Source organism: Faecalibacterium butyricigenerans, assembly GCF_020687345.1.
GTDB classification, from domain to species: Bacteria; Bacillota; Clostridia; order Oscillospirales; family Ruminococcaceae; genus Faecalibacterium; species Faecalibacterium butyricigenerans.
On record NZ_JAJEQL010000068.1, the window covers coordinates 1 to 2,161 of the forward strand.

The following is a 2,161-nucleotide window of genomic DNA, read 5'->3' on the forward strand; positions in this document are numbered from 1 at the left end:
ACCATCGGCGGAGCCGTAAACCGGAGAAGTACAAAAAATGCGTTTAGCGAAGCGGCTAGCATTTTTGTGCTTCGACAACTCCTTTGGGGTCTGAAAGGGACGAGCAGCCCCTTTCTCGTGCCTCCCGCGCCTCGAAAGTAGCGGGTGCTTTTCTGGTTCTCTTTTGGCACGCAAAAGAGAACTTAGCCTTACCGCAACAGCAATTTAACCCGCGCTTCAGGCGCGCAGCACCCACCTGAAAATCCTTATAACGCCCTCCCCTCTTGTAAAAAGCCCTCAAAAAGGGTATCATAAAGAAAAAACATAAAGGAGCTTTACTTATGCGTGCTTACGAGCGACTTCTGAAATACGCCAAAGTATATACCACCTCTGACCCCGAATCCGGCACCCACCCCTCTGCCGCGCGGGAATTTGATCTGGCCCACCTGCTGGTGGAGGAGATGAAGTCCATCGGCATCGAGGACGCCTTTGTGGACGAGCACTGCTACGTCTACGGCAGCATCCCCGCCACCAAGGGCTGCGAGAAGAAGCCCGCGCTGGGCCTCATCGCCCACATGGACACCGCCCCCGACGCCTCCGGCGAGAACGTCAAGCCCATCCTCCACGAAAACTACGACGGCGGCGATGTCGTCCTGCCCGGCACCGGTATGGTCATGAAGACCTCCACCTTCCCCTTCCTGAAAGAGCTGAAGGGCGAGACCCTCATCACCACCGACGGCACCACCCTGCTGGGCGCAGACGATAAATCCGGCGTGGCCGAGATCCTCACCGCCGCCGAGACCATCATCCAGAAGAAGCTGCCCCACGGCAAACTCTGCATCGCCTTCACCCCCGACGAGGAGATCGGCGAGGGCGCTTCCCTCTTCGACATCCCGGGCTTCGGCGCAGACTTCGCCTACACCGTCGATGGCGGCGACGTGGGCGGCATCGAGTATGAGAACTTCAACGCCGCCTCTGCCACCGTCACGGTCCACGGTTTCTCCGTCCATCCCGGCAGCGCCAAGGACGCCATGATAAATGCCTCCAACGTGGCGATGGAGTTCCACATGGCCCTGCCCGCCATGGCCCGCCCTGAGACGACCGAGGGCTATCAGGGCTTCTACCATCTGTGCCAGATGTACGGCGACGTCACCGAGGCCAAGCTGGGCTATATCCTCCGCGACCACGACATCGGCAAGCTGCAGTTCAAGAAGGACAACCTTCTCCACATCGCCTGCTACCTCAACTGCAAGTATGGCCCCGGCACGGTGGAAGTCGAGATCAAGGACAGCTACCGCAATATGCTGGAGAAGATCAAGCCCCACTTCCACCTTGTGGAGACCGCCCGCAAGGCCATCACAAAGGCCGGCCTGACCCCGGAGGAGATCCCCGTCCGGGGCGGCACCGACGGCGCTGTTCTGAGCTGGAAGGGCCTGCCCTGCCCCAACCTCGGCACCGGCGGCTTCAACTTCCACGGCGTCTGCGAGTGCACCACCGTCGAGCGGATGGACAAGGCCACCGAGATCCTGCTGAACATCGTAGAGCTTTACTCTAAGTAATAATACAAAATGATACAACAAAGGCCGCCCTTGTCCGGGGCGGCCTTTGTTGTGCAGAACCGAGTCTCTGCCTCCTCTTCCCGAAGAAGCATCTCCGGGCCATTTATCCTGCGGTCATATCCCAAGCAGACCATGCAGCCCAAGCCCGGCCACGCCGCACAGGCACATGGTCAGGATGGGGTTCCATTTGAGCTTCCGCAGCGCAAAAAAAGCCGCGGCAAAACTGCCGATGCCGACCCAGTCCAGATGGGCGAGGGTCTTTGCATCGCCGCCAAACGCCACCATCGACAGGATGGAAAGCCCTGCGCCAAAGATAAGTGCCACGATGACCGGCCGCAGGCAGGCCAGAACGCTTTGCAGCAGGGAAATGTTCTTGTACCTGCGGTAGATGTAGGACAGGAGCGATACAAAGAACAGCGCCGGAGTGATGCAGCCCAGCGTTGCGACGATGGCTCCGGACACCTGCGCGATCCGCAGTCCCACAAAGGTCGCCGCGTTGACCGCAATGGGGCCGGGGGTCATCTCCGCGATCGTGACAAGGTCGGTGAACTCCTGCATGGTCAGCCAGCCGTGCTGCTCCACCACCTGACTCTGGATCAGCGGAATGGCGGCGTAGCCGCCAG

Annotated in this window: 2 protein-coding genes; one reads left to right on the forward strand and one right to left on the reverse strand. The window is 60.0% G+C overall.

Features of this window, described 5'->3' with window-relative positions; all coding sequences use genetic code 11:
• Nucleotides 1-320 precede the first annotated feature (320 nt).
• On the forward strand, nucleotides 321-1,538 hold the full coding sequence (gene pepT, locus LKD23_RS12755) for a peptidase T (RefSeq protein ID WP_227621945.1): 1,218 nt from the start codon (nucleotides 321-323) through the stop codon (nucleotides 1,536-1,538).
• A 114-nt stretch (nucleotides 1,539-1,652) separates the two neighbouring features.
• Here the strand turns inward: pepT and LKD23_RS12760 are convergent.
• Nucleotides 1,653-2,161 (reverse strand): chromate transporter (locus LKD23_RS12760; protein ID WP_227621946.1); only part of this gene is annotated, 509 nt, incomplete at its 5' end.